Annotated in this window: 2 protein-coding genes; one reads left to right on the forward strand and one right to left on the reverse strand. The window is 64.4% G+C overall.

Features of this window, described 5'->3' with window-relative positions:
* Nucleotides 1-289: 289 nt before the first annotated feature.
* Nucleotides 290-550, reverse strand: a complete 261-nt coding sequence (locus R8N49_RS24640; protein ID WP_169573164.1) for a mobilization protein — start codon at nt 548-550, stop codon at nt 290-292.
* 182 nt (nt 551-732) lie between these two features.
* Between R8N49_RS24640 and R8N49_RS24645 the strand changes: the two genes are divergently transcribed.
* A partial coding sequence (locus R8N49_RS24645) for a MobA/MobL family protein (RefSeq protein ID WP_318190160.1) occupies nt 733-1407 on the forward strand: 675 nt, incomplete at its 3' end.

Here is a 1407-nt window from a genome sequence, read left to right on the forward strand (position 1 = left end):
CAGGGGGAAAGGCGGGCAAAGCCCGCTAAACCCCACACCAAACCCCGCAGAAATACGCTGGAGCGCTTTTAGCCGCTTTAGCGGCCTTTACCCCTGCCCGCAGGGCGGGGGCGCGTGTGAAGCCCCGCAGGGGCCATGCTGGCCACCTTGCGCTTGGCTATCTCCGCCTTGATGGTCGCGCCCGCCTCTCGCATCTCTTGCTGCAGGGCTTCGATCTCGGCAGGTGTCAGCCGGTAGAAGCTCACCCTTGCCCCTCTTGCGGCTCCGGCTGGCCATGCTCCTGTGGCTGCTATTCCTGCTTGGGTGGCAGTCCGAACAGCGCCCGGTCATGGTCGCGCTCTAGGTAGCTGTCCAGCCCATCGAGCAAGCGCTGTTCTGGCCACTCGCCGCTTTCGACTTTGCCGAGTATCCACGCGCCTACCAGCACCTTGCGCCGGGTGTCCTCCTTGCGCTTTTGCTGCTGCTCCCGTGCCCTGACCCGCTGGATCTTGGCGTTGATCCGTGCCCGTTGCTCTTCCAGCTTGGCGAGCCGTTCCGCTGCTTTTGCCATGTTGACATTCCCCTTGGTTATGTGCTTGCCATCATGCTATCATCGGAGCACAGACACCGCAAACCCCGACCGTCATTCTAACGGGAGGGCGCACTTACCGGTTTCTCTTCGAGAAACTGCCCTGCGGGCACCCCTTTGGGGCTGTGCGCTCTCCGAGGGCCATTGCATGGAGCTAAACCCCTATGGCCATCTATCACCTTACGGCCAAGACCGGCAGCCGGAACGGCGGCCAGTCGGCCAAGGCGAAAGCCGATTACATCCAGCGGGAGGGCCGTTACTCCCGCGACCGTGACGAGGTGCTGCACACTCAGTCCGGCCACCTGCCCGAGTGGGCCGAGCGCCCCGCCGACTACTGGGATGCTGCCGACCTGTATGAACGCGCCAATGGGCGGCTGTTCAAAGAGGTTGAGTTTGCCCTGCCGGTCGAACTGACCCTAGATCAGCAGCGGGAGCTGGTGGACGAATTCGCCCGGCATCTGACCGAGGGCGAGCGCCTGCCGTATACGCTGGCCATCCATGCCGGTGGCGGCGAGAACCCGCACTGCCACCTGATGATCTCCGAGCGGATCAATGACGGCATCGAGCGGCCCGCCGCTCAGTGGTTCAAGCGGTACAACGGCAAGACCCCGGAGAAGGGCGGGGCACAGAAGACCGAAGCGCTCAAGCCCAAGGCATGGCTTGAGCAGACCCGCGAGGCATGGGCCGACCATGCCAACCGGGCATTAGAGCGGGCTGGCCACGACGCCCGCATTGACCACAGAACACTTGAGGCGCAGGGCATCGAGCGCCTGCCCGGTGTTCACCTGGGGCCGAACGTGGTGGAGATGGAAGGCCGGGGCATCCGCACCGACCGGGCA

Source organism: Vibrio sp. 1978 (assembly GCF_033344345.1).

What these genes read in the sequence shown, in the direction of transcription:
- R8N49_RS24640 (WP_169573164.1), bottom strand. Translation starts at nt 550, where the DNA reads ATGGCAAAAGCAGCGGAACGGCTCGCCAAGCTGGAAGAGCAACGGGCA.